This is a genomic window from Uliginosibacterium sp. 31-12 (assembly GCF_030548425.1).
Lineage (GTDB): Bacteria > Pseudomonadota > Gammaproteobacteria > Burkholderiales > Rhodocyclaceae > Uliginosibacterium > Uliginosibacterium aquaticum.
This window is the reverse complement of record NZ_JAUOOA010000003.1, coordinates 364,184-387,570: the sequence shown is the minus strand read 5'-3', so window position 1 is coordinate 387,570 and position 23,387 is coordinate 364,184. Positions and strand designations below refer to the sequence as shown.

The 23,387-nt window shown below is 59.5% G+C and carries 24 protein-coding genes and 1 pseudogene; 15 read left to right on the top strand and 10 right to left on the bottom strand.

Going from position 1 to position 23,387, the window contains the following annotated elements:
- Positions 1-86 precede the first annotated feature (86 nt).
- The 6 genes from Q3Y64_RS08955 (at position 87) to Q3Y64_RS08930 (ending at position 7,979) form a co-directional block, all read left to right on the top strand.
- Positions 87-533 carry a DUF4085 family protein gene (locus Q3Y64_RS08955; protein WP_101942211.1) on the top strand — a complete coding sequence of 149 codons (447 nt, stop codon included), beginning with the start codon at positions 87-89 and terminating at the stop codon, positions 531-533.
- A gap of 1,491 nt (positions 534-2,024) precedes the next feature.
- Positions 2,025-2,792 carry a hypothetical protein gene (locus tag Q3Y64_RS08950; protein WP_303561112.1) on the top strand — a complete coding sequence of 256 codons (768 nt, stop codon included), beginning with the start codon at positions 2,025-2,027 and terminating at the stop codon, positions 2,790-2,792.
- Positions 2,728-4,086 (top strand): DDE-type integrase/transposase/recombinase, encoded by a 1,359-nt coding sequence (locus Q3Y64_RS08945; RefSeq protein ID WP_303561110.1) that lies wholly within the window; start codon positions 2,728-2,730, stop codon positions 4,084-4,086. Before Q3Y64_RS08950 ends, Q3Y64_RS08945 begins: the two co-directional genes overlap by 65 nt.
- Positions 4,083-4,811: a hypothetical protein gene (locus Q3Y64_RS08940; RefSeq protein ID WP_303561108.1), complete on the top strand. Its 729-nt coding sequence runs from the start codon at positions 4,083-4,085 to the stop codon at positions 4,809-4,811. The genes Q3Y64_RS08945 and Q3Y64_RS08940 overlap by 4 nt, the downstream gene beginning before the upstream one ends.
- Complete coding sequence (locus Q3Y64_RS08935) at positions 4,808-5,878, top strand: TniB family NTP-binding protein (RefSeq protein WP_303561106.1); 1,071 nt, start codon at positions 4,808-4,810, stop codon at positions 5,876-5,878. Before Q3Y64_RS08940 ends, Q3Y64_RS08935 begins: the two co-directional genes overlap by 4 nt.
- Before the next feature lie 4 nt (positions 5,879-5,882).
- On the top strand, positions 5,883-7,979 hold the full coding sequence (locus tag Q3Y64_RS08930; protein ID WP_303561104.1) for a TniQ family protein: 2,097 nt from the start codon (positions 5,883-5,885) through the stop codon (positions 7,977-7,979).
- Positions 7,980-8,424: 445 nt separating this feature from the next.
- Here Q3Y64_RS08930 and Q3Y64_RS08925 read toward each other — a convergent pair whose 3' ends face one another.
- Entirely contained in the window at positions 8,425-8,760 is a 336-nt protein-coding gene (locus tag Q3Y64_RS08925) for a hypothetical protein (protein ID WP_303561102.1), read from the bottom strand.
- A gap of 264 nt (positions 8,761-9,024) precedes the next feature.
- Between Q3Y64_RS08925 and Q3Y64_RS08920 the strand changes: the two genes are divergently transcribed.
- The 8 genes from Q3Y64_RS08920 to Q3Y64_RS08885 all read left to right on the top strand — a co-directional run bounded on the left by Q3Y64_RS08920 (position 9,025) and on the right by Q3Y64_RS08885 (position 14,001).
- Positions 9,025-9,615, top strand: coding sequence for a TetR/AcrR family transcriptional regulator (locus Q3Y64_RS08920; protein WP_303561100.1), 591 nt, complete (start codon positions 9,025-9,027; stop codon positions 9,613-9,615).
- 96 nt (positions 9,616-9,711) lie between these two features.
- Entirely contained in the window at positions 9,712-10,740 is a 1,029-nt protein-coding gene (locus Q3Y64_RS08915; RefSeq protein ID WP_303561098.1) for an NADP-dependent oxidoreductase, read from the top strand.
- Positions 10,741-10,767: 27 nt separating this feature from the next.
- Positions 10,768-11,448, top strand: coding sequence for a type 1 glutamine amidotransferase domain-containing protein (locus Q3Y64_RS08910; protein ID WP_303561096.1), 681 nt, complete (start codon positions 10,768-10,770; stop codon positions 11,446-11,448).
- Between the two features lie 48 nt (positions 11,449-11,496).
- Complete coding sequence (locus Q3Y64_RS08905; RefSeq protein ID WP_303561093.1) at positions 11,497-12,135, top strand: NAD(P)H-dependent oxidoreductase; 639 nt, start codon at positions 11,497-11,499, stop codon at positions 12,133-12,135.
- 78 nt (positions 12,136-12,213) lie between these two features.
- Positions 12,214-12,513, top strand: a complete 300-nt coding sequence (locus tag Q3Y64_RS08900) for a putative quinol monooxygenase (protein WP_303561091.1) — start codon at positions 12,214-12,216, stop codon at positions 12,511-12,513.
- A 16-nt stretch (positions 12,514-12,529) separates the two neighbouring features.
- Entirely contained in the window at positions 12,530-12,889 is a 360-nt protein-coding gene (locus Q3Y64_RS08895) for a DUF1304 domain-containing protein (RefSeq protein WP_303561088.1), read from the top strand.
- 67 nt (positions 12,890-12,956) lie between these two features.
- Positions 12,957-13,343, top strand: a complete 387-nt coding sequence (locus tag Q3Y64_RS08890) for a VOC family protein (protein ID WP_303561086.1) — start codon at positions 12,957-12,959, stop codon at positions 13,341-13,343.
- Between the two features lie 205 nt (positions 13,344-13,548).
- Positions 13,549-14,001 (top strand): Hsp20 family protein, encoded by a 453-nt coding sequence (locus tag Q3Y64_RS08885; RefSeq protein WP_303561084.1) that lies wholly within the window; start codon positions 13,549-13,551, stop codon positions 13,999-14,001.
- 183 nt (positions 14,002-14,184) lie between these two features.
- Here the strand turns inward: Q3Y64_RS08885 and Q3Y64_RS08880 are convergent, their stop codons facing one another.
- Together Q3Y64_RS08880 and Q3Y64_RS08875 are read right to left on the bottom strand one after the other, a co-directional pair.
- Positions 14,185-14,691, bottom strand: coding sequence for a hypothetical protein (locus Q3Y64_RS08880; RefSeq protein WP_303561082.1), 507 nt, complete (start codon positions 14,689-14,691; stop codon positions 14,185-14,187).
- A gap of 165 nt (positions 14,692-14,856) precedes the next feature.
- Positions 14,857-15,339 (bottom strand): hypothetical protein, encoded by a 483-nt coding sequence (locus Q3Y64_RS08875; RefSeq protein WP_303561080.1) that lies wholly within the window; start codon positions 15,337-15,339, stop codon positions 14,857-14,859.
- An 828-nt stretch (positions 15,340-16,167) separates the two neighbouring features.
- Here Q3Y64_RS08875 and Q3Y64_RS08870 point away from each other — a divergent pair.
- On the top strand, positions 16,168-16,938 hold the full coding sequence (locus Q3Y64_RS08870) for a hypothetical protein (RefSeq protein ID WP_303561078.1): 771 nt from the start codon (positions 16,168-16,170) through the stop codon (positions 16,936-16,938).
- A gap of 98 nt (positions 16,939-17,036) precedes the next feature.
- Here Q3Y64_RS08870 and Q3Y64_RS08865 read toward each other — a convergent pair.
- The 7 genes and pseudogenes from Q3Y64_RS08865 to Q3Y64_RS08835 form a co-directional block, all read right to left on the bottom strand.
- Positions 17,037-17,390 (bottom strand): annotated as a pseudogene (locus tag Q3Y64_RS08865) (YajD family HNH nuclease).
- Complete coding sequence (locus Q3Y64_RS08860; protein WP_303561076.1) at positions 17,387-18,751, bottom strand: choice-of-anchor tandem repeat GloVer-containing protein; 1,365 nt, start codon at positions 18,749-18,751, stop codon at positions 17,387-17,389. Before Q3Y64_RS08860 ends, Q3Y64_RS08865 begins: the two are co-directional and overlap by 4 nt.
- Positions 18,752-19,104: 353 nt before the next feature.
- Entirely contained in the window at positions 19,105-19,473 is a 369-nt protein-coding gene (locus Q3Y64_RS08855) for a YajD family HNH nuclease (RefSeq protein ID WP_368506646.1), read from the bottom strand.
- Between the two features lie 33 nt (positions 19,474-19,506).
- Positions 19,507-19,971 (bottom strand): hypothetical protein, encoded by a 465-nt coding sequence (locus tag Q3Y64_RS08850; RefSeq protein WP_303561075.1) that lies wholly within the window; start codon positions 19,969-19,971, stop codon positions 19,507-19,509.
- A gap of 12 nt (positions 19,972-19,983) precedes the next feature.
- Positions 19,984-20,844: an SPFH domain-containing protein gene (locus Q3Y64_RS08845; protein WP_303561073.1), complete on the bottom strand. Its 861-nt coding sequence runs from the start codon at positions 20,842-20,844 to the stop codon at positions 19,984-19,986.
- 53 nt (positions 20,845-20,897) lie between these two features.
- Positions 20,898-21,500: a DUF4125 family protein gene (locus Q3Y64_RS08840; RefSeq protein WP_303561072.1), complete on the bottom strand. Its 603-nt coding sequence runs from the start codon at positions 21,498-21,500 to the stop codon at positions 20,898-20,900.
- A gap of 115 nt (positions 21,501-21,615) precedes the next feature.
- A complete protein-coding gene (locus Q3Y64_RS08835; RefSeq protein ID WP_303561070.1) occupies positions 21,616-23,349 on the bottom strand; it encodes a DUF4037 domain-containing protein in 1,734 nt (577 codons plus the stop codon).
- Positions 23,350-23,387: the final 38 nt, after the last annotated feature.

Here is a 23,387-nt window from a genome sequence, read left to right as displayed (position 1 = left end):
AGAGGGACAGCCACAAGCTGCGCTTGTGGTGCCCTACGCTGCTTCGCAGCTCCGGCTGCCCCTCACTTCCACGTTAGGCCTACAAAATGAAGTACTTCACTTCGGAATGGTGGGGCAGTGGATGCGAAGGCGCTGACGGTGTCTTCGAGAAGTACCAGCAGTACATCGCGTCAGTAAAGCACCGCCTGCCAAAGGCAGCGGTCACCTTCGACGCGCACCACACCCTCCATGACTCGGAGGTCAAGGAGATAGTGTCTAACTTTACGAAGAAGGAAACGCGGCTGAGTTTTCTTGGGTGGAACACCGGTTTCAATACGAAAACGAAATACCACCTGACATTCACTGGCGTTTCGATCTTCGAACAACATCTGCCACCTGATGAATACGTGGGGTCCGAACTCGGCGACATCGGATACTGGGAGTGGGAAGCACTTTCTGAAGGCACTGAACTACGCATGATCTTCGCGTCCTCAGCTATGTTTCGGCTGGTTTTCAAAGATTTGGAGTTCGCACATGAGAGCGTGCAGGCCTAACAATTCCGTCGAGAGGGACCGCCCACAAGCGCGCTTGTGGGTTCCCTTCGCGGCTTCGCCGCTACGGCGGCCCCTCACGTCAAACGTTAGAGCTAATAATGTCCGCACTGAAAGATCACTATATTCGTGCGCTAGAGTTCGCAGAGTCTCGTGGCGCATTCACGCTCCAAGAACTTGAGGCGGCAATTCGGCTAAGGGTTGGACGCTGTCGCTCACAAGCATCGCGCTGACTAACCGCTCAGGCCGAGCAGTGTGAATTGGCCATCCGACAGGTTCCAAAGCGCAGCGGCCATCCAGATAACTTCAGTGCGGCGAGAGTGGCAGACCGTTCCTGACCGAATACAGATGTGACCAACTCCTTCGACTGTCAGACCACCGGGCAGCGACGCGTGCCATGTGCCCATCTAGCCCCACGTCTCCTTTCCTTTCCGGCAATTGATGTCTATACGTCATAACAGGGCTGCCCAGTTCAACCTCTGAGTGTGTACCAACATCTGCACCTGCGTGATCCCCATCTGTATTGTGCAGTACACGTACGAGAGCCAAAGGATGCGCTGAATGGCTCACAGGCCAGACACTGGCCTCCGCACCTCAAGCCTCACTTCCCCCGGGCATCGCTTGCTCGCTTGAGCCATGCGCGACATGGTTCGAGGCCCGCACTGTGTGCGGGCATTTGGTTTGCCAAGCAAACCAAATGGCGCGTGTAGTGTTTTCAAAACAAAGTCACTCCGTCGCGAGCCCAAGATGTTGATGAGCGATCTTGAGGCCGAGGCGACCCACCTCCGCTGCTCTCTTCCTCCCCGAGCTTTGCCGTCTCGTTCCCCGGCGCGTCGTAGCCAGAAAGTTCTTGCACTGCATTTGGAGGCGCTCTGTGGATCGATCGCTGCTGCATGCCCCCAGGCCTGTACGTTCAGAAGCGACCCTCATAGCCCATTGGCACGCACTGAATCTTGGTCGTCTCAAGCCTGTTGGCTGTAAAAACACGTCTAAAACTCCCGTGCCTCGCGATCTGGCGTGTGTCGCACAAAAATTTTTTATCATCTGATTTTGTCTGCATTAACCAATGTCCGTAAGAGACATTATGTTTTTATCCTTGTAAATCAATGGTTTGGGCAATTTTGTTATCCGCTGTCTCTGCGGGACATTAATAATGTCTCTGCAGGACATTACAAATGCGTCTGACTGACAAAAAAAAGTAAACATTTTTCTTTTCTTGATCTAATCTTCGAACTCTTCAGCCGACCAGCCCCCGTTTTCGACATCGGGAGCAGCGGGTCTGGCGAACCAGGAGATCAACCTAAGATGACGAAGTCCTGAACTTTCAGCAGCCGGATTTGAGCAGCTCGCTCCCGACCGTAGCCATTTACCCAATTTATTGATCGACGTCCTGTCTGCGTCTCGGACCAGGATACGGGATCGGCTTGCCTTAAATTTCTTAAAACGTTTTTGGCAGGTCAATTTTTATAACCATCCCTTATGACTGGAGTGCCAATGACGCAGATTCAAGTGGTGAAGGACCCACGATCTCTCATGCAAGAGCTGAATACTGTATTCACCAAACCACCAGATGACTCCGGGATATTACAGGGCGTACGGAAATTCCGAAGCGGGCTGCCTCATGTGCGTGTGGTTCATTTTCCGTCGCCAAAAAATGGCGGGAATTTCATTCCCTGCGAGGGACGCCTGGAAGCAAAACTGGCGCTCGCACTGGAAGTGGATCCTGAGGTTCTTGCGTATCGGACCCAGCCATTTCTGTTTCCGGGTCCGAATGGTCGAAATCTGGTGTGCGACTTCGCGGTGAAATGGAAAAACCATTCCTATTCGATTCTGGACGTCAAACCGGAAGGCCAGCTTAACCGGCCTTCCGTAATGGAAAGAGCAATGTATGTGCGTGCGTTCATGGAAAGGCTTGAAATTCCATATCGGCAGATCACTGAGAAGGATCTGGAATTCGAGCCATTACTGTCGATTCGCATGCAACTGAATAAAGGTTCGCATGTCGTGCTGACCAAATATGAGCGCGAAGTACTGATGGGAATTTTGAGGGAAGGGCCAATGACGCTCGGTGCCTTGCGACAGGCCGCAAGTCTGGCGGGGTGCCCTGTGATGAGCCCGGAGGCTCTTGTACTGAGCGAAGACGTCCTCTTTCCCATTGGCGCACCGTTGCGCGAATCCACACTGCTTGGAGCAAATCATGGAACACATTCTTCAACTTCTGACGGCTGGGGCTCAATTCGAAATGCACGGTTGCCACTATGAAGTTGCGGCTGTTCGCAAGGATGAAGTGCGGGTGGCGCCTACGCGGGGCGGCATGTTCAAGAATCTGAAGTTCAAGGCCATGAACGATCTGTTCAATGATCAGCGCATCAAGGTGGTCTACACGCCCCCGCATGCGTCAGCCGACGCAAACGCAGTGTCGCGTAGCGCGCTGACGCCCTCTCAGCTGGTCAAGCTCAACTATCAGCTGAGCTGGACTCACGCGCTGATGAAGCGGATCCCCGAGTCGCCGTGCTCCCAGGATGCAATCAAGCGCGTTCGGGAGGCGCTTCATCAGGAAATCGGTGGCGAGTGCTGCCCGGCTGTCTCTACGCTGGCGAGCTGGATGACGCGCTGGATCAAGGGCAATCGCCAGGACGAGGCACTCATGTCCAAACCGAGGCCAAGCCGCGTCAACCACACCACGCTGGATGCGCGTGTGCTGGAGATCGTCAACGCTTCGATTGAGGCGGTTTACCTGACCGAGCATCGAAACCCGATCTCGGCAGTCCATGCAGATGTCGAATTCGCCATCGCGAATCACAACGCCTCAAGCACGGAAAAGTTTTCTGCGCCGTCCGTTGAGACGATCCGCAACATCATCAACCGCATCGACAAGTATGAGCGCGATGCCAAGCGGTATGGCAAGCACTACGCGGCGCGCAAGCACCGGGCCGCAGGCGCCTCATCACTCGCGTCTGAGCCGCTCGAAATCTGCCAATCCGATGGGCAGATCATGGACATCATCGTGGTCGAACCCAATCGGGCAGATGGCGCCCAGCCGGAGGAACTCGGGCGTCCCTACATCACCGTGATCATCGATGTTCGAACGCGCTGCGTGCTCGCTGCCTATGTCTCGCTGGCCCCGTTCTGCGGTGCGACGCTGATGAAGACCCTGCAGAGGGCCGTGGTTGCCGAGCCCGGCTGCCCGCGCGGCGTCATGTCAAAGCTGATCGTCGACAACGGATCGGACTATCGCGACTCCGGGTTCATGAAGTTCTGCGCCGCGCTGAATGTCACGCTCGAACCCTGCCCGCCGAAGTCGCCAAACGGCAAGGCGATTGTGGAGCGCTTCTTCCGGACCATGAATGAAGCGCTCATTCACAAGCTGCCTGGAACGACGTTTTCAAATCCCCAGAAGCGTGGGGATTACAAATCTCAGAAGCATGCCCGCCTGACTCTGGAAGAGCTCAACAAGCACGTTCAGACGTGGATTCAGGGGATTTACCACCACACCCCCCACCGTGGCCTGGGTCGTGCCCCCATCGCAGTCTGGAATGAGGAGACGCAATCGTGAGAGTGCCGATCCGAACGATATCGCCTCAGGACGCCGACATTCTGGGGCGCACGATCCTGACGAGGACCGTATCGAATGGCTGCGTCGAGGCTTACGCGCTCCATTGGCGCTCTGACGCACTCAAAACGTGGGAGCTCGAGCAGCGTGCGCGCGGGGAAAAGCCGATCGTCAGTGTTCGTGTTGATGAGCTGGATCTGTCTGTCGTGTATGTCGAACTGATGGACGCCAGAAGAACGGTCGTAAAAGCTTTGTCCACCAAACGCAAATACACCAGCAATCTTTCTTTGTATGAGCACGACAAATTAAAGAAAGCGCTGAAAAAAGAAAATCTCAAGGACACCCTGATCGCAATGAGCGACGAAGAATCGTTCAACTTGCGCCTGAAGTACTACGCCGCGCTGGGCCGGGCAAACGACCCGATTGCTTATCGTCGCCTGGTTGAATTACGCGACCAGTTGGCCGCTTTGCGTGAAGAGGATGTTGATCCCGTTAACGAACCGATAACCAGGCCTATTTCTGAAATTATCCCTAAACAAAAGGAGAAAACGCCCAAAAACAGCAGCCCTAAAAAACCGCCGCGCCCACCCAAGAGTTCGGACTCTGGTGACAGGCCCGAGCTAAACGCGCCGCCGGAGAAACCGGTTTCAGTGGAAATAACGGAACAGCGCGATCATGAGTCTCTCGAAATCAACAAGGTATTAAAGATCAAAAGGATGAAGAAATGACTAATCAACCCGTATCCAACAATTCTGCTGCCAATCAATCGGATCTGGATGAAAACGAAATCTGCCTGATTCAGTCTGTGAGTGAATGCATCATTCAGCATGCCGATCTGGTAAATGCCAAGGCATGTATCGCGGATGTCATCCGGGAAAACGAGTTTCTATCCGAGCCCCGGCACTTGTTGCTGGTCGGAAATTCGGGCTGCGGAAAGACGACACTGCTGGACATCATCAGGAGCGAGCATCCGGCGACAACGGATGAGTTTCAACTTGGCCTCAGGGCGAATCAAACTATCGTCACGCTGTCGCTGCCAAGCACGGTCACCTCCCGTTACATGGCGATCTCCATTCTGAGAGCGCTCGGCGACACCTCTGCTCTGAATGGCAACTGCCAGGAACTCACCGAGCGACTCATTACCAACATCCAGAAGTGCAACGTCAAGGCGATTTTTCTGGACGAATTCCAGCATATGCTCGCGCTGGGACGTGCCGGATTCCAGAACGCCAATCAGCACCTGCTGGGTGCTCGCAACTGGATCAAGTCCATCATCAATGTGACGGATGTGACGTTCGTGCTGATGGGCATGCCAGAGTCTCAGGCGCTCATCGATTCGGAGCCGCAGCTCGAGCGCAGGTTCCCGTATATGGTTCGGCTGAATCCGTTCGACATGCCTTCAGATCAGGAGACAGGTCTGGCGGAATTTGCAGACAATCTGCTGAACGCCGTAATCGAAGAGACGCAACTCTTCGTCAGCGCCGAGCGCTTCCAAGACAACATCCAGGAAGCCATTCGCTTGTACACAGCGACTCAAGGCATTCCGAGCAGCATCAAGGATTTCGTGACGAAGGCCGTCCTCATGGCCTATCGCAGGAAGTCCCAAACCGTCACGATGCGCGACTTCGCGAGCGCCTTCAGGATTCTGAAACAGCCGCGCCTTGATTTCGCGGCCATACAGGAGCTCCGTGGAGCGAATCGGAGCCTGATCGATGCACTGGCAGGGCGCTCTGTGAATCCCTTCACCATTCCTCAAAGTGAGCTGCACGCGCTTGCCTTGACGATGACCGCGTAAAACGATGCCTCCCTTTCCCTTCACCCCGAAAGTTCAGCCCGATGAAGCTCCCTTGAGCGTTCTGCTCCGGGGAGCGCTCGGAAACGCACATCGGTCCCTGTTGCGCTTTGCGTTCTCGGTCAATCCGGCGGTTGATCACTCCAGCTGCGCTCTGGGAACGCTGGCTCGCAATCCCGAGCTGTTCGTGGCGACGTGCAAAGGCATCGGCGTCCCGGAGGGGGCGGCACGGGTAGCCGCGTATGCGCGCCTGGGCCGGGGAAAGCTGGATCGGATCATGTGGAGAGGTTTTCCCGTGCGCCTGGCGCATCTCCGGTTCTCGAGATCGAAACTATGTGTGCAGTGCTACCTCGAGCAGGGATACGCGCCGGCGGCATGGGACCATGTCGCCATTGAGGCCTGCGCAAAACATCGCGTGCTTCTGGATGATGCGTGTCCTTGTTGTGGGGCGCCCTGGTCTCCGGGCCATGATCCGTTCGCTTGTGGCTGCGATCCCAAGGTTATGGCGGAACGTCAGCAGCGCTGCCCGGAAGAGGTTGCTGACAGAATGTCCCAGATTCTCGAGGCGCAGGATGCCCGGGTGGTGAATGCAGCGGGAGATCTCTGGCAGCTCACGCAGTACTGGAGGCAACTGGGCATCCCACTGAAGAAGGCGGGCGTCGCTTCTGCACTCGTCGAGCTGGGCCATGCAAACTGGCCTCATCTCCCTTCTGCAATGAGTACCCATTTTCTCCACCCTCGCGTAGCGCTGGCCCCCTTGCTGGCTAGCCGTGACGACGCGTGCCAGATCATTGTCGGCGAGCTGCTTGCGAAGCCCATGGCGCGCGTCGCAGTACCGCAACTGGACACTGTTCGGTGGACAGCCGCCGTCGTGCAAGCCGTCCTCGGAATCGGGCGGGTGCCTTTCAAGAAGCTGGTCGCGGCAGGACACCTCAAGATGTCTGCAGATCGGCGCTACTCGGCCGCATCCGTCAATGAGCTGTTGTGGTGTGTCGCCGGTGGGCCTATGGATGAGCGTACAGCGCTGTCGGCCGTTGCGCTTCGCAGCGCCTCGTATCGTCTGTCATTGGCGAGCTTGGTCACCCAGATCAAGTCTGGAGAGATTCAGCGCTATAGCTGTGCCGCGAGCTCGGGCCTTGCGGGCCTTCGCTGTGAGTTGCCTCGGCCGCAGCCGGTCGATCAGAGGCCGGGGCTCGATCTGTCTGCCGCAGCTTTGCGTCTTGGTACCAATACGGAGTCTGTCCGCCGGGCAATCAAGTTGGGGGTGCTGCCGGCCAAGAGGAATCCATCGCCGGAAAGAGCTGTGCAGTGGATCATTCCGATCGCAGTGATCGAATCGTTCGAGTCTTCCTTCGTGTTTGCGTCAGCCATTGCAAAGCGCCACGGCGCGTCCGTGACAACCATGTCGAGCCGCTTGCGCTCCGCCGGCCTTGCGCCAACGAGTGGTCCGGGAATCGATGGCGGCGTCAGTTTCATCTTCCGCCGATCCGAGCTCGAACAACTGAACCTCCAGAAAGTGCTGACCGCCCCTTACACGTCTCCTGCCGGGCGCAAGAAGAGCGTGACCCAGGACGCTGCTCTCCAAGTGCTGCTGACGGTTTCAGAGGCGGCGCGCCAACTTGAGATCTCTAACCAGCAATTTCATTCGGTCGTACTCGATGGATGGCTGAGCCCCGCCAATAGCCCGAGGCGAAAGCAGCAGTTCTGCAGTACAGCCGTCGATGAACTCAAGCTCAGGATCGCAAATGAGTTCATCGCAGTGGATGCTGCGGCCCAGCTTCTCGATCAGACCCCACACGAGTTCATGAGGACGTGGATTTCGACAGGCATGGTTCGATGCCACTCATTCGCACGCAAGCGTCTGATTGAGCGAACCGAGTTCCTCCGGGTGCAGGAAATCTGGGAGAAGGAGGGGACCGCGTCCTCCATCGGTAAGCGCTTGCGACGCCAGCGCTGGCTCTGTCCCAATCTGACAAAAATGGGACAGTTCGGGATTGCCAGTCTCCTTGGATCGGGTACAAGAACCGTCCGCTTGTATAGGCGCACCGAACCGATACTTGAGCGGTATGAAATACCTGTTCATCATGAACTGGGCAGCGGCTAGCGTCAGACGCTGAAACACCTGCTTCCAGGTTTCGCCTAGATTTCCGAGAACGCCGGGCTGGCTGCCCGGCTTTTTTTCGTCTATCTAGTTTCTATGGAATGGCTGTCATGCAGCGCAGCCACTACAGAAGCAGAGTCGTTATGCCAATCAAATCTTGAGTTAGCTCCAAACGTCTTTTTGAGGAAATCTGGAATTAGCAAAATTTGGGGTGTATCGGGCAAATCTGACTTTAGCCCCCTGAATTTGGAGGGAATCTGGTTTTAGACCCTCGATCCATCTAGATTGAGGCTTGGAATTTTTCCGTAAGTTATTGAATTAATTGAAGGGGCGATCTGGCCGAAGGCTTGTCCCTTCGAAAAAGGCCTCGCAGTACGCGAGGCCTTTTTTTGGTGTCTTTCCAGAGTGAAGCGGTAAGCCTGTATTGCTGTGTGACCCTGCCTCAAATTCACCGGCGCTGCGCCTCATGATCAGGCACCTCGCGGATCATCTCGCCTTCGATCACCATGCCATCGGAGTTCTCAGCTGGGCTGCGTGGTGCAAAGGGCTCCTGCTGCACGGGGGGCTGGGCTCGCAAGGCACGGCGCAGGGCGCGAGTCTTCCACCAGAAATAGCCCAGAAACACTGCGCCCCCGACCAGCACCACGCTCAGCGCCACCACCGAGAACATCACCATGGCCACGATCGCCACCAGCGTGAACAGCCCCGCCATGATCCGGGTAAAGGGGCCGGCTGGGGTGCGTGGGCGCGAAGAGGGGATACGGATGAAAACGGGTGAAGGCATGACAGGTGATCCTTGTAGCCAGCGAGCCGGCTGGGTGCGGGGAAGATGGAGGTTCAGAGCGCGGATCCGGCAAAAGATTCCCCGGCCGGGCGTGTGTCCGTTTTCCTGATATGGGGGAGAAGGGCCAGGTTTCAATGCCGATCTTGCCGAGGAGGGCGCGCGCAGCGACTGACGCCGATGCATGGCCAGGCCTGGGAGCGAGTCGTTCTGGGCACACAAAAATTAACTAGACGACCGGTCTATTTGTGCTTTAGGATCCAGGCCATGAACTCCGAACGCCCCGATACCCGTCAGCACATTCTTGCCTGTGGCCAGCAACTCATTGCGGCCAAGGGTTTCGTGGGGGTCGGGCTGGCCGAGATTCTGACGACCGCAAAAGTGCCCAAGGGCTCCTTCTATCACTACTTCGCGTCGAAGGAAGCCTTCGGCGTGGCCTTGCTGGAGAGCTACGAGGCCAGCTACCTGAATCGTCTGGCGGCGCTCAACGCGCGGCCCGGGCTCGATGGCGCACAGCGGCTGCTGACTTATTTCGAGCGCTGGGCCGAAACCCAGCGCGGCGATGATGCGGCCGAGTACTGCCTGATCGTGAAGCTCAGTGCCGAGGTGGCTGATCTTTCCGAAGCGATGCGGGCTCGCATGCTGGCGGCCACCGATGCTGTGCTGCGCGAGCTGGCCGGGCATGTCTCTGCTGGCCAGACAGATGGCTCGATCGGCAATCCGCAGGATGCCGCGGCGCTGGCGCAATGGCTGTATGAAGCCTGGCTCGGCGCATCCTTGCTGGCCAAGCTGCGGCGGGACGACAGCGCCTTTGCCGGCGCCATGGAAAAAACCCGCGAGCTGCTGCAACTGAACTGAAACAACACGACGCACGCGGTGGGGCAAAGGCCTCGCCGCTTTTTTTGATCCCGAACTAGACGATCGGTCTAGTGCGAAATGCCCGAGGACTCTCCCATGAGCGCATCTGCCTCTCTCAACCGCCGCATCGTGCTGGCTTCCCGCCCTGTCGGCGAGCCCACGGCCGCCAATTTCCGCCTCGAAACCACACCCGTACCGCAGCCCGCCCAGGGCCAGGTACTGCTGCGTGCGCTCTACCTTTCGCTGGATCCTTATATGCGTGGCCGTATGAGCGCCGCCAAGTCCTACGCCAAGCCGGTGGAACTCGGCGATGTGATGGTGGGCGGCACGGTAAGCTGCGTCGAAAACTCGCTGCATCCGGATTTCAAGGCCGGTGACCTGGTGCTGGCCTATACCGGCTGGCAGGACTACTTCCTCTCCGACGGCAGTGGTCTGCACAGGCTCGGTGATCTCGCCCAGCCTTCCCTTGCGCTGGGCGTGCTGGGCATGCCCGGCTTCACCGCCTATATGGGCCTGCTTGATATCGGCCAGCCCAAGGCCGGCGAAACCGTAGTGGTCGCGGCCGCCAGTGGAGCGGTGGGCGCGGTGGTAGGGCAGATCGCCAAAATCCTCGGTTGCCGTGTGGTGGGCATTGCGGGTGGGGCGGAGAAATGCGCCTATGTGACGCAGGAACTCGGCTTTGATGCCTGTATCGATCACCACGCGGACGACATGGCCGCACAACTTGCCGCTGCCTGCCCGGCCGGGATCGATGTGTATTTCGAGAATGTCGGTGGCAAGGTCTTCGATGCCGTGTTGCCCCTGCTCAATACCAAGGCCCGCGTGCCGGTGTGCGGCCTGATCGCCAGCTACAACGCCACCGGCCTGCCGGAGGGGCCGGATCGCCTGCCGCTGCTGGCCAGCACCATTCTCAAGCAGCGCATCCGCATGCAGGGCTTCATCATTTTTGATGACTACGGCCATCGCTATCCGGAGTTCCTGCAGCAAATGGGCGAATGGTTCGCGGCCGGTCGGATCAAGTTCCGCGAAGACATCGTGCACGGCCTCGAGGCCGCCCCCGAAGCACTCATCGGCCTGCTCAAGGGCCGCAACTTCGGCAAGCTGATCGTCAAGCTGGCTGACTGAACATCCCCTCCGACACGGAGCAAGAGCATGAAAAACGTCCTCATCGTTCTCACCTCGCATGACCAGCTTGGCAACACCGGCCTCAAGACCGGCTTCTGGCTCGAAGAATTCGCCGCCCCCTACTATGTGTTCAAGGATGCCGGCCTCAACATCACTCTCGCTTCACCCAAGGGCGGCCAGCCGCCGCTGGACCCCAAGAGCGACGAGCCGGACTTCCAGACCGAAGCCACCCATCGCTTCCGCGCGGATGCGGCGGCCGTCGCTCATCTCGCCAGTACTCAGCGCCTTGCCGACATCCGGCTCGCGGACTTTGACGCCGTGTTCTACCCCGGCGGCCACGGCCCGCTCTGGGACCTGGCTGAAGATCCGCACTCCATCGCCCTGATCGAAGCCGCCCTTGCTGCCGGAAAACCGCTGGGCACCGTGTGCCACGCCCCGGGCGTGCTGCGCCATCCGAAAAATGCCGATGGCACGCCCCTGGTAAAGGGGCGCCGCGTGACCGGTTTCACCAATACCGAAGAAGAGGCCGTGCAGCTCACGAAGGTGGTGCCCTTCCTCGTTGAAGACATGCTCCAGGCCAATGGCGGCCACTACAGCAAGGGGCCGGACTGGGCGCCGTACGCCGTGGTTGATGGCACACTGATCACCGGCCAGAACCCGGCCTCTTCCGAACTGGTCGCCCAGAAAATCCTTTTGGCATTATCCTGAAGCCCTCCGGTTTCATCCCCTCCTCTGAAACATCGAAAGCGAGTCCTCATGTCTGATCTGTTGAAAAAGCTCCAGTGGCGTTATGCCACCAAGAAGTTCAATCCGGCCAAGCGCGTGCCGCAAGAGAAGGTCGAGCGCATCCTCGAAGCCATCCGCCTCACCGCCACCTCCAGCGGCCTGCAGCCCTACGAGGTGATCGTCGTCAGCAACCCCGAGTTGCGTGCCCAGATTCAGCCGCATGCCTGGAACCAGGCCCAGATCACCGAAGCCTCGCACCTGCTGGTCTTTGCCGCATGGGATAACTACACCAGTGATCGCATCAACATGATGTTCGACCTCGTGAACGACGAGCGCGGCTTCAAGAACGAAGGCTGGGAAAACTATCGCCAGCAAGTGCTTGGCAGCTATGTGCCGCGTGATGCCGAGCTCAACTATCAGCACGCTGCCCGCCAGGCCTACATTGGCCTTGGCACCGCGCTGATCGCCGCCGCCGAAGAAGGCGTGGACAGCACCCCGATGGAAGGCTTCGATCCGGCCAAGGTCGACGAAATCCTCGGTCTCAAGGCACGCGGTCTGCGCTCCGTCATCATCCTGCCGCTCGGCTACCGCGCCGACGAGGGCGACTGGCTGCAAAACCTGAAGAAAGTGCGTCGTAGCCGCGACAAGTTCATCATCGAGCTCAAGTAAGCCCGCCGGGGAGCGCGGCGTCCAGGCGCCGCCGCTCCCTGCCGCAGCTCGCGTCACCTCTGATTCAAGGAAAAAACCATGAGCATTTACGTGTTTGCCAGCGTCACCCCCAAAGCCGAGCACCTCGAAGCCGCTGAACAGATCCTGCTTGCCGCCGTCGCACAGTCGCGCAAGGAGCCTGGCTGCCTGCGCTACGATCTGTTCAAGTCCGTGCAGGGCGAAGCCTTCTTCCAGTTCTATGAGGTGTATGTGGACCAGGCCGCGCTCGTTGCGCATGCCCAGTCCGCTCACTTCCTCACCCTCAAGGAACAGATCACCCCGCTACTCGCCCAGCCGCTCACGATCAGCATCACCAGCGCCGTGGATGTAGCAGCCTGATCCAGCCAACGCTTCCATGCAGACCGCCGCCAGCCTCGCCACCCTCCTGATCGCCCTGCTCCAAAGCTGGATCTTGATCCTGGAAATGTTTCTCTGGACCCACCCGCTCGGCAAGAAAACCTTCCGCCTGAGTGACGAGTTCGCGCAGGCTTCCCGTGTGCTGGCAGCGAACCAGGGGCTCTACAACGGCTTCCTTGCCGCTGGATTGCTCTGGGGCCTGTGGCTCGGGCCGGAAGGCGTGGCGATCCGTCTGTTCTTCCTCGCGTGTGTGCTGGTGGCTGGTCTCTACGGTGCGGTAAGCGTCGGCAAGAAGATCCTCTTCGTGCAAGGCATTCCCGCCGCGCTGGCCATGGGGCTGGTGTGGCTGGCAGCCTGAGACCACCTTCGCCCTGAACACAGTGCAGGTTCCGAGGCCATTCCCCAACCCAGTCCGGCGAGCCCGCATGATCGACCACCTTGACCACCTCGTTCTCACAAGCACCAATCTGGAAGCCACCGTCCGCTTCTACACCGGTTTGTTGGGCATGCGTCTGGAGCAATTCGGCAACGGGCGGCATGCGTTGAAATTCGGCAACCAGAAAATCAATCTGCATGTGCGTGGCAGCGAGTTCGAGCCCAGGGCGCACCTGCCTGTACCGGGCGCGTTAGATCTGTGTTTCATCGCCGCCATCCCGCTGGATGAAGTGATCGCCCGCATCACCCAGGCTGGTGGAACGATCATTGAGGGCCCGGTGCCGCGCACGGGGGCCACCCATAAGCTCCGATCGATCTACCTGCGTGATCCGGATCTGAACCTGATCGAAATATCAGAGCCCCTGCCGGATTGCTGACAAGGCGTTCTGGCTCGCAAACCCGGGCAGCGCAGAGTGAATGCGCACAAACAAGCTCAAGGGCGCATTCAAAACAAGCCCAGATGGGGATAAAGCCACATGATTTCAAGCACTTGAAAATCACGTGTGGCGTACGCAGATAGGGAGGGCAGGCGCTCACGGTGAGGCCTGCTGAACCCTTATATCGCTTACGAGGATATGAAAAATGCGTACCTATGATTTCTCCCCGCTGTACCGTTCCGCCATCGGTTTTGATCGCCTGGCCCAGCTCGCCGAAACCGCGCTGCGCACCGAGCAGCCCAGCTACCCGCCCTACAACATCGAGCTGGTGTCGGAAGATAAATACCGCATCAGCATGGCCGTGGCCGGCTTCAGCCGCGATGAGCTGGACGTGGAAACCGAGAAAAACACCCTCAAGATCATCGGCAAGAAAGCCACCGAGCCCGGTGAGCGCACCTTCCTGCACCGTGGCATCGCCGCGCGCGATTTCGAGCAACGCTTCCAGCTTGCAGACCATGTCAAAGTCGTTGCCGCGAGCTTTGAGAACGGCCTGCTCAATATCGAGCTCGAGCGCGAAATCCCCGAGGCCCACAAGCCGCGCAAGATCCTCATCGACGGCGGTGACTCCCTGCCGCTGATCAGGGGTGAAGCCGCGTAAGTTCCAAAGTCCGCCCAACACAAAGCCCCCATCCGGAGTTACCGGCGGGGGCTTTTGATTTTTGGGCTCATCCGGGGGCTCGAACGGCGGGCATTCAGGCGCAGGGCATCGTGAATAGTGCCACCCCATCCAACGCGTGTAGCGAAGTACAGCAGATGTTGGAAGCGGCTCAGGGCGTACTCGCTAATGACTCACAAAGATGGCTACGAGCCCTGTAAAAAACACGACGAGGGCAACAACACCGAGCGCCAGGCTTCGCTTCAGGAGCGCAAGAAAGAAGAGCCTTTCTTCAAATGCCGCGATGGATGCCAGAAGAACGAAGGAAGAGGACCACAGATAGAAGCCAGGATGAGAGAAGAGGTCAGGTAAAACGGACCTCAACTGCCGCGCAATGACGACATTCAGCACTGCAGCCGAAACAAGCAGAAGCGTTCTGAAAAGGGTGTTTGGATAGCCCGATCTGCTTGCCTCTCGCCGTATTTCGTCCAGCATGAGCAAATTGCTCAGCAGGCTGATGGCCTGAAATGGCATACCGAGCAAGCCGACGGGGAATATGAAAGCCATGCCGAACAGGCCTGCCAGGGCGACCTGCGCACCAAGCGCGACTGTTCCGTTTTGCAATGTGCCTGTGGGCACAACAAAGCTGATGAGCCACAGAGCAATGGCGAGGCGTCTAAGGTGTTGAGTCATGCAAACCAAGGGATGACTTCATAGATTGCCGTAGCAGAGATTTTGCTCATGGCGCGCACAGCTAATGTTTGACGTGAGGGGCCGCCGTAGCGGCGAAGCCGCGAAGGGAACCTGCAAGCGCAGCTTGTGGGTGGCCCCTCTCGACGGAAGGGTTAGCATGTACGCTCACATGAATACTTTCATTTTTGGCAAGTCATTTCTATTGACGCCAAATTTGTAGGAGCCTTGACACCTCATCATCTCATCAACAGTTACATTATAAAGTCGAAGGGCCTCATGGGCGCTATCGTAATAGTCGCGAGGATCTGAGGAAGATTGAACATTTATTAGATTTTCAACAGAAAGCGATAGACTTTCAAATGCTGGCGGGCAGTTCAGGGGTGGCCCTTGCAAAAAATAGCTATCTTTCCGAGCAAGCCACTCCAGAGTTGCAGCAATTCGCTTCCCATCTTTCATGTCCTTTGATTTTATCAAATCATAAAAATTGTCCCGCATCGAGCAAAAATCGGCCCAAGGAGCGCATTCTCGAGACGGAAGATGGGACTTCGATTCTATTATTGAAGAGTACCGCATGACTCCATTTGCAAAATACAGCACCCCTATACTCGCAATTGCTGACCAGAATATCTTTGAACCGCTAATACGCATGATGATCTTGCTAACGTTTGACGTGAGGGGCCGCCGTAGCGGCGAAGCCGCGAAGGGAACCTACAAGCGCAGCTTGTAGGCGGTCCCTCTCGACGGAATTGTTAGGCTTACGCATCGGCTATCAACCAGACAGGCGTGCCAATTGGGACTTGCTCTTTTTTGACAAAGGACTCAACGCTAAATCCTTGGGGCTTGTAAGGGCTGAATGGCGACGTATGTTGAAGAGACGTTACCTTAGTGCGAAACGATGGGGCCCCGGCGGGGCAAAACTCCAATACGTGGCCGACTTTTAGCAGTTGCGGAATTTGATGAATCTTCCGGTCAGATGCAAACACCAGCCCTTGACCACTGACCTCAAAAGACTCCGCGATATTGAACAAATGTTCGCGCATGTGAGAAGAGAAGCCTAACGTGAAGTAGTCCTCAAAATGAGGAAATAAAGGTTTATTTGTCAAAACGATTCAGATTTGTAAATCACTGTTTTACAACGCATCCGAGGTCTTGCTTGGTGTCATGGTGACTAATAAACCATGAGCACCTGTTTTTGGGTGCAGGTCGCCCTATCTCTCCGGCGTGCCGCGCTTGACATGAACATGCCTACCGCATCTTCTCCAGCCTCTCCGCCAGCGTCAATCGGCTTCAGGCTGGAAGTGTGAGAAATATCAAACCGGGCTTCATGTTTGTCATCGCCCTCTGTACTCCGGAGGTCTGTATGAGGTTTGCGGTCAATGGAGGGGTAGCGTTCTGGGCGTGGAGGTGGGCGGTGGGCGGGACAGATGTCGTGCGCAGGTATAGTGATGTGCAGGTCTGGCGAATGGAGATGAACGGGTGAAAGCACACTTTCTGGGCTGGCTCGCGTTGCTGTGTGTGGCCAAGGCGCATGCGCTGGAGCCGGAGCGGGTGCTGCATTTTGAACTGAGGCAACAGGTGCCGATTCTTCAGGTGCAGGTGGATGGCCGGGAGGCATCCCTGATTCTGGATCTGGGCGGCGCTTCGGCTCTGGCCCTACGGCCGGACTGGGCGGAGGCCGGGGCGGCGGGTGAGGCGAGTGAGCATTTACTGGCGCTTGCGCCCGGTGAGCTTGAAGCGGTGCCGGCCACGGTCTGGAAAAAGACGCGTATCCCGCCGGGCATTGATGGTTATCTGGGCTGGGCCTATCTTCAGCGTTACAAGCTGGTGTTCGATTACGCGAAACAGGCGGCAAGGCTCTATCCGCGCGGGGCGGTACATGCCGAATGTGCCGGCGCGCCGGTGCCCTTGCACCGCCTGGGCTCGCTACCCTATGTACAGTTTGATCATGCGGGTCAGGCGCTCCTGTTGGGCCTGGATACCGGGGCGAATCAGAATCTCATCAAACCCGGTGTAGCCGGCGCGGCCTTGTCAGATAAAACTCTTTCGATCGACGGCGTGACGCTGGCCGGGCAGGCGCTCAAGCCCGGGCCCTTGCGGGTGATGGAACTGCCGATCCCGACGCTGCACGGTCTGCTCGGCTACGATTTCTTTGCCCGCTATCGCGTCTGCCTCGATCCTGCCGCCAACACCTTCGCGCTTGCGGCCTTTGAACCGGAGCCGGGAGTCGCAGCCAGCGGGGCGCGCTGAGTCTTCAGCCGGGGCCAGCCAGGGGTTGCGTGGACAAGCCTTTCATCTGGAGCGGGGGGCTGAACGCCCGGCCAGGCATTGCAAACCTGCGGCTGGCCTTACTTTTTGAGCAGATCCTTGAGTGCGGCAAAGGGATTGTGCGTCGCCCCGCTGTGATTGTTCTCGCCGCTGCCTTGCCCCGAGTCCGCTTCGAGGTAGCGTGAGTGTTCGTTCTCGTGGCAGTAGATGCACAGCAGCTCCCAGTTGCTGCCGTCCGGGGGATTGTTGTCGTGGTTGTGGTCGCGGTGGTGCACCGTCAGTTAGCGCAGATTGTCGCGCGTGAATTCGCGGGTGCAGCGACCACAGACCCAGGGGTAGAGCTTCGGCGCCCGCTCGCGGTAGCCCTGCTCGCGTTGCTCGGCACTCTTGCGAGAATCGCGCACAACGCGGAGTCGCAGCAATATCGCCCTCAGTTTTTCAAACTGAACACCGTGCCATAGCCAACACCATCACTACCGGTCGTTCCAAACAGATTGCCGGCGCTATCCAGCACCAGCGCACTCGGGCGTCCGCTGCTGAAGGAGTAAAGCGTGGTGAGCGGTGCATAGCTGCCGTCTGCGTTACGCACAAACTGGAAAATGGAGCTATGGCCGTAACTGCCTGCGTCAGTCTTCCCGAAAAGATTGCCGGCACTGTCGAGTAACAGACTTGCGAGCGGATAGTTGACTACGCCATTTGTGCTGAGCGAGTGCAGCGTCGTGGATGAATAGCTGCCATCTGCATTGCGTGCAAGCTTGAACACGATGCCTTTGTTCGCGCCGCTCTCCGCAGCGCCGAACAGGTTGCCAGTGCCGTCGATCACTAGGCCCCAGAAGGGATTGGCGGAGCCATCGGTGCCGCCGGTGAATGAATACGCGGCGATCGCGGGTGCGTAGCTGCCATCTGCCTTGCGCGCCAGCTTGAATACCACGCCCTTGCCGTGGCTGCCGCCACCGGCTATGCCGAACAGATTGCCCGTGCTATCGATGGTCAGCGGCCCTGACGGACCACCGCCATCGGCACCCCCCGTGAACGCATGCAGCGTGATGGCAGGCAAGTAGTCGCCATCCGCCTTGCGTACCAGCTCAAACACCGTGCCCTGGTTGTTGGCTCCGAAATAGGAGGCAGTGCCGAACAGATTGCCGGCAGCATCCACGATCAGACCGCCCATGGGTACTCCACCAGCGATGCCTGTGGTGAATTCATGCAGCGTGGTGGCGGATGTGTAGCTGCCGTTGGGGTTGCGGGCAAGCTTGTAAATGGTTCCGGCGCCAGCGCTGCCTCCGCAGACCATGATGCCGAACAGGTTGCCGGCGTTGTCTATCGCGAGTGCTCCGTAGGGATAGTAACCATCCGCCAGGGTGAAGGAGTACAGCGTGGTGGCCGGCGCATAGCTGCCATCAGCGTTGCGCGTCAGGCCGAATACCGCGCCCCGGCCATAGCTGCCGCCTGAAGAGGTGGCGCCGTAAAGGTTGCCATTGCTGTCCATCGCCAGCGCGTCCGAAACGGGATAAAGTCCATCGACTCCGTTGGCGGTGAACGTGGCCAGCCTAGAGAACTGCATGGACGTGCAACTCACCGTGATGTTGGTGACATCACTGTTCAGCGTGCCGGACGCGTTGCTTACCTTGCAGTGCTTGCCTGCGGGTTGCTGGTTCAACCCCACGCTGTAGGTGCTGCCCGCAGGCGCGGGAGGAAAGCTGAAACTGCCATCCTTGACGAGTGTCACCGTATTGGTGAGCTTGTTCTGCAGTTTGAGTGTACCGCCATCGACACCTGTGGCGTTACCGCTCACTGTGTAGTTTGCGATCGCAGATGAAGCCGATGCAGCAGAGCTGGAAGCGCTGGAGGAGAAGCTGCTGGCCGCGCTCGAACCGGCTCCGCTGTTCGAAGCACTGACGCTGGCGGCACTTGATGCACTGTTTCCAGAGGCCGGGCCTACCGCTGTGCCCGTCTCCGAGCCTTCGCCACCGCCGCACGCACAGATCAGGCACGCCACAGCCGTCATGAGCAAGCTGGATTGAGTTGTTCGTACCATATTCCCCGAAATCGTTATTTTCGTTGAAGCATAAACTGTCCTGGCCATTATAACGCCCGGGTTTTGGGCGGCAGCCTCATCTAGCCGGTCGCAGACCTTCATGCCAAAAACTATTTCTTGAGCAAATCCTTCAGCGCCGCGAAGGGATTGTGCGTAGCCGCCGCCAGACCGTTCTCTCCCATGCCGTGCCCGGCCGCCGCTTCCAGCTGGCGCGAGTGCTCGTTCTCGTGGCAGTAGATGCACAGCAGCTCCCAGTTGCTGCCGTCCGGGGGATTGTTGTCGTGGTTGTGGTCGCGGTGGTGCACGGTCAGCTCGCGCAGATTGTCGCGTGTGAAGCTGCGCGTGCAACGGCCGCAGACCCAGGGGTAGAGCTTCAGCGCTCGCTCGCGGTAGCCCTGCTCGCGCTGCTCGGCACTCTTGCGGGCCTCGGCCACAAGGCGGTCAAGGCGGCTGGGGTCGGGGGTTTTGGGCTGGGCCATGAGTATTGTTCCGGAGGATGAGGGCGTGGGGACTTAGTGCTGCCTGGCGCGCCGGGCGGGCGGAATGTTGAGCACCCCGGCGCCGTCGATGCGCAGTGCTTTGCCGAGCCGCACGGTTTTCACGGTGACGCTGAATTCCGGCCAGCCCCTGCCTTGCAGTTCGACATAGCCGGGCGCCGGGCAGCGCCGCAACTCGAAGCCCTGCTCGGGGTAATCCTGGGCATCAAGGAGCAGATCGAAACCCCAGCCGAGTTCTGGGTCTTGTTGCAGACCCTCAGCCTGCTTGGCGCGGTAGGCCTTGCGCAAGCCCGGTGAGGCAAGCGGATTGGCATCGAGCCAGGCCTCGACGGGCTGGCTGCTGCTGCCCAGAAACACGGCATCGTTGTAGGCGAGATAGCCTTGCATGAAGCGCAGCGCAAGGGCCGCCTCTTCAGGGCAGGCCGCTTGCGCTGGCATGAGGGCAAGGCTGCAGGCCAGGGCGGAGAGGAATCGCTGCATGCTGCAGGGCGCTTACTTCGGTGAAGGGATGTTGATCAGCGGCGTGCTGCTCATGTTGGCCGGGATCACCACGGTATGGGCCGAGCCTTTCTCAGCGAACTTGGCCAGGGCCTGATTCACTTCGTGCTGCAGGTATTCGCGGGTGAGCGAGCCGGAGATGATGGCCTGGGCCTTGGCGATGCCTTCGGCTTCGGTGATCTTGATCTGGGCTTCGCGCTTGGCGATTTCGGTCTGGATCGTCATGGCCTCGAGGCGCTTCTGGTTGGCCACGGCGGCGCGGATGGATTCTTCGATGGAAGGATCGGTCATTACCGAGCGGATCACCACGCGTGACACGGAGAACACCTTCGGGTCATTGGCTTCGAGCTGGGCCTGCACATTCTTGTGCATGGCCGCGGCGATTTCGTCGCGCTTGGTATGCAGGATCAGCGAATCGACCCTGGAGACTTCCTCATAAGCCGCGTTCCGCACCAGACGTGAGACCAGGCCGTGGGCCGGGAACCACACGCCGCTCTCTTCATCGCGGGCGGACTGGTTGGCGTACTTGGCCTGCAGCTCGGTGATGCCGCCAGGGGCGACGTGGTAGTAGATGGTGATGTCCATGTCGCGCAGGCTGAGGTTGTCTCGCGCCTTGGGCGTGAGGTCCTGCACGTCGATGGCGATTTCCTTGGCGGTGAATTCCTGCACCTTGGAGATGAAGGGCCACTTCATGTAGATGCCCGGCCCGATTTCGTCCGGCGAGATCACGCCCAGCGTGGTGCGGATGCCCACGTTTCCAGTGCCGATGGTGCCGAACACGCCGCTGAACGCGAAAAACAGGATCAGGATCAGAAAAAAGAAACTACCGAGTCTGGACAACCATTGCGCCTGCATCCTGCTCTCCCTGTTTAAGTGTCGTGTGATCCGATCAGCATATCATCGGGGTGTTAAGCCAGCTTCTGCTCAGCCGCCGCGAGGCTGGCGTAGCCATAGAGTTTCGCGGTGTGCTCCATGGTCACGGTGGTGAGGTTGCGCCCCTCCTCCTGATATTCCTCCACCATGCGCAGGTAGGCGCGCAGGGTGTCTTCGGAATAGCTGCCAAGCTCGCCGCGCAGATAGGTTTCGAAGGAGGTGCCCTGCGGGCCGTCCTCCTCGGTGCGGATCAGGCGAGCCTGATCCGACATGCGCGGCCAGTCGCGCGCGAAGGCTTCGCGCCACTCCAGCTGGATCTCGATGATGCGCTCGATGGTGCGCTGCTGCCAGGCACTCAGCGGCGGCAGCAGATGGGCGAAGGCGGCGTATTCGGCCGGCGCGGTGGAGGCCATCATGCGGGCGTATTTCTCCTGCACGAGATTGCGGCCCAGCTGCGCGGCGCGCTTGAGATCGGCGTAGTAGCTGGCCAGCGTGGCGGAATCCCAGGCCAGAAACTGGCTCTTGCGCATGATTTCGAAGGTCTCGAAATTGTCCTGACAGCTGGCGCGGCCGCCTTCGTTCTGCACCTTGTCGAAGGCCTGCCATTCGAGTTGCACGATGTCGTCGATGAGGCTCATGGGGTTTCCTGTGTGTGTTCCGTAGGTGCGGCTTCAGCCGCACGCATGGATGGCGAAGCTTGCGTAGGGCGGACTTCAGTCCGCCGCCACGCGTGGTGTGCGGCTAAAGCCGCACCTACGGGTTGGCGAGAATGCTGTCGACATGCGCTTCGAGATAGGCCTCGCCCGGCTGGCTGAAGCCCTGCGCGATCACTTCCTGCAGCACAGCGGCGCAGATTTCTTCGACCAGCGGCGTGGCCTCGGCGGCCAGGGTCTGCGCCAGTTGTGTGAGTCGACCGTGCAGCGCGGCAAGCTTGGGCAGGCTGCCGACGCTGCGCACCAGCCACTTGTCGGCCGGGGTATAGCGCCGGTTGAGCACATGAATCGCCGCGCAGGCCTGGCGGATGAACTCGGCCTGCGCCATCAGTGCAGCGGCCGGCTCGCCGCGCGTGAGCGCACGCGGCAGGTTGTACTGCCCGCTCTGCGCCATCTTCGCCACGGCCTGCGCGAGCTTGCGCCGCAGGATGCCATCCGGGTAGTAGGCAGCCAGCGCAGCGCGAATGCGGCTGAACTCACCGGCCGGGTCGGAGAAGACTTCGCCATTGGTGGCGCAGGCCAGCAGCGGCTCCGGAATTTGCAGCCAGTCCGCCTCGGACTGCGGCAGCTCGGCCGCACCGAGAAATTCACGATAGAAGCCCGAGATGCTGAATACGCCCACGCGCTGGCCGCTGCGACGCCCGGGCCGGCGCGCCGGGAAGCCGGCGAACTCGGGCGGCAGGCGCTCATAGTCGGCCTGCATCTGGCGGCCGACTGCGGCGTAATCCTCATCCGTGAGCCAGATGCAGAAGCCGGGGCCGAAATCGTGATCGCGGGACTGCTCGTCATCGAAGCCGAAGCACTCCGAGCCGTGGCCCACCAGACCCACGGCGATGCGGTGTGCAATCGGCGCGTAGTCGGCCAGCAGGCTGCCGCGCATGGCTTCGTAGTACTGGCGCGCAAGCTCCAGACCCTTGAGTTGCGGGCGCAGCGCGGCGGCTACCTGCTGTGCCTCACGCTTGCAGGCTGCACTGCGCGCCGGATCGGAGGCTTCGAGCACCAGCGCGAGGCTCTCCAGCATGTCGGCATAAGGCTGGTTCTTGCCGAAGCGCGCCTCGATCTCGCGCAGGGCACGTTCGTACAGCGCGGCGGCTTCGCTCGCGTTCCCCTCCTTGAAGCACACCTCGCCCAGCGCGGCGATAGCCGCAGCGTGATGGCCGCTCGGGCGCGGCAGTGCGGCGAACAGCCGGTCGGCCTCCTCCAGCGCAGCACGCGCTTCGGCGAGCTGGCCCAAGCGCACGCGCGACTGCGCGAGGTTGGTGAGGCTCACCGCCACATCGTGTTCGGCGCCCGGGTTGCTGCGGCTGATCGGCAGCGCGGCTTCGAGGAACTGGATCGCGCGGGCGTGATCACCGGCTTCCTGCCAGGCCAGGGCGAGGTTGTTGTAGAGCGTGGCGACGAGGAAGGCATCCTGCACGCCCAGCGCGAGGAACATGCGCCCCACTTCCTCGAAGAGCTCGATGGCGCGCTGGAACTGGCCGTCTGCGCGCCAGGCGGTGGCCACGTTGAGCAGGGTGGTGGCGTAGTGCAGGCTGTTCTTGAGGCCCAGTTCTTCGAGCAGGCCTAGCGCCTTGCTGGCCGCAGCGAGCGAATCCTTGAAGCGGCTGGTGCTGCGGTAGTAGCCCATCAGCTCATTGAGCAGCGAGAGCACCGCGCCCTTGTCGCCCTCGGCCTCGGCGCGGGCGATGTGGTCGAGCATGAAGGCTTCGACCTGATCGTAGGCGCCGCGCTGGAAAAGGCTGTCGAGCTGCTGCAGGACCTGCTGGATGTCCATCGGTGAATCCTCTCTGGAGTTTCCGACAGCCTAGCAAG

Excerpts from the sequence above, each read along its gene's own strand:
- Q3Y64_RS08955 (WP_101942211.1), top strand. The coding sequence starts at position 87 with ATGAAGTACTTCACTTCGGAATGGTGGGGCAGTGGATGCGAAGGCGCT.
- Q3Y64_RS08950 (WP_303561112.1), top strand. The coding sequence starts at position 2,025 with ATGACGCAGATTCAAGTGGTGAAGGACCCACGATCTCTCATGCAAGAG.
- Q3Y64_RS08945 (WP_303561110.1), top strand. The coding sequence starts at position 2,728 with ATGGAACACATTCTTCAACTTCTGACGGCTGGGGCTCAATTCGAAATG.
- Q3Y64_RS08935 (WP_303561106.1), top strand. The coding sequence starts at position 4,808 with ATGACTAATCAACCCGTATCCAACAATTCTGCTGCCAATCAATCGGAT.
- Q3Y64_RS08930 (WP_303561104.1), top strand. The coding sequence starts at position 5,883 with ATGCCTCCCTTTCCCTTCACCCCGAAAGTTCAGCCCGATGAAGCTCCC.
- Q3Y64_RS08925 (WP_303561102.1), bottom strand. The coding sequence starts at position 8,760 with ATGCCTTCACCCGTTTTCATCCGTATCCCCTCTTCGCGCCCACGCACC.
- Q3Y64_RS08920 (WP_303561100.1), top strand. The coding sequence starts at position 9,025 with ATGAACTCCGAACGCCCCGATACCCGTCAGCACATTCTTGCCTGTGGC.
- Q3Y64_RS08915 (WP_303561098.1), top strand. The coding sequence starts at position 9,712 with ATGAGCGCATCTGCCTCTCTCAACCGCCGCATCGTGCTGGCTTCCCGC.
- Q3Y64_RS08910 (WP_303561096.1), top strand. The coding sequence starts at position 10,768 with ATGAAAAACGTCCTCATCGTTCTCACCTCGCATGACCAGCTTGGCAAC.
- Q3Y64_RS08905 (WP_303561093.1), top strand. The coding sequence starts at position 11,497 with ATGTCTGATCTGTTGAAAAAGCTCCAGTGGCGTTATGCCACCAAGAAG.
- Q3Y64_RS08900 (WP_303561091.1), top strand. The coding sequence starts at position 12,214 with ATGAGCATTTACGTGTTTGCCAGCGTCACCCCCAAAGCCGAGCACCTC.
- Q3Y64_RS08895 (WP_303561088.1), top strand. The coding sequence starts at position 12,530 with ATGCAGACCGCCGCCAGCCTCGCCACCCTCCTGATCGCCCTGCTCCAA.
- Q3Y64_RS08890 (WP_303561086.1), top strand. The coding sequence starts at position 12,957 with ATGATCGACCACCTTGACCACCTCGTTCTCACAAGCACCAATCTGGAA.
- Q3Y64_RS08885 (WP_303561084.1), top strand. The coding sequence starts at position 13,549 with ATGCGTACCTATGATTTCTCCCCGCTGTACCGTTCCGCCATCGGTTTT.
- Q3Y64_RS08880 (WP_303561082.1), bottom strand. The coding sequence starts at position 14,691 with ATGACTCAACACCTTAGACGCCTCGCCATTGCTCTGTGGCTCATCAGC.
- Q3Y64_RS08875 (WP_303561080.1), bottom strand. The coding sequence starts at position 15,339 with ATGCGTATTAGCGGTTCAAAGATATTCTGGTCAGCAATTGCGAGTATA.
- Q3Y64_RS08855 (WP_368506646.1), bottom strand. The coding sequence starts at position 19,473 with ATGGCCCAGCCCAAAACCCCCGACCCCAGCCGCCTTGACCGCCTTGTG.
- Q3Y64_RS08850 (WP_303561075.1), bottom strand. The coding sequence starts at position 19,971 with ATGCAGCGATTCCTCTCCGCCCTGGCCTGCAGCCTTGCCCTCATGCCA.
- Q3Y64_RS08845 (WP_303561073.1), bottom strand. The coding sequence starts at position 20,844 with ATGCAGGCGCAATGGTTGTCCAGACTCGGTAGTTTCTTTTTTCTGATC.
- Q3Y64_RS08840 (WP_303561072.1), bottom strand. The coding sequence starts at position 21,500 with ATGAGCCTCATCGACGACATCGTGCAACTCGAATGGCAGGCCTTCGAC.
- Q3Y64_RS08835 (WP_303561070.1), bottom strand. The coding sequence starts at position 23,349 with ATGGACATCCAGCAGGTCCTGCAGCAGCTCGACAGCCTTTTCCAGCGC.